A 595-nucleotide genomic window follows, 5' to 3' on the forward strand; every position below is an offset into this window, starting at 1 on the left:
TCCCAAACCAGTGTGCTACTACAGAAGGTAATTTTACGATTCAGGTTGCTTTGGATAATCCAGGGGTACAACCCTACTTCCTCAGTTTAAACGGGGGAGCTTTTCAGCCAGTGACCTTTTCCGGAGGAGCTCCAAGTACCTTCGATTTCACCGGATTAAGCAGCGGTACCCATACCGTAGTAATAAGGGATTCCAACGGTTGTGGGAATTCAGAATCCATTGAAATTTATACCCCCACCTCCTTGTCTGCCGAGGTAACGGTAAAACCTGCTTGTAATGCCTGGTCTCAAGGGGAGATAAAATTAAAAGCGTACGGAGGTTCCCTATTCAATTACCGATATGAACTTAGGGATAGCTCTAATACGATTATTAGACCCAAACAAATTTCGGATACCTTCACTGGTTTAACCCCGGGAATCTATAGGGCCTATGTATATGATAATGTGGCTACAGGTTGTGATGCCTTTGTAGATATCACCTTGGAAGTACCAACGGCTGTAGTTGCCGCTATTGGCGAAAAGAAAGATATTAGTTGCTATGGTGCCAATGATGGTTCTGTTGAGATAGTGTTGGACGCAGGGATGGACAATCCCCC

At 44.9% G+C, this 595-nt stretch carries 1 protein-coding gene; it reads left to right on the top strand.

Annotated features, from left to right (window positions below):
• Nucleotides 1-595 (top strand): hypothetical protein (locus tag F1E73_RS17745; RefSeq protein ID WP_191089073.1); only part of this gene is annotated, 595 nt, incomplete at both ends.

This window comes from Arenibacter lacus, from assembly GCF_008711145.1.
GTDB classification, from domain to species: Bacteria; Bacteroidota; Bacteroidia; order Flavobacteriales; family Flavobacteriaceae; genus Arenibacter; species Arenibacter amylolyticus.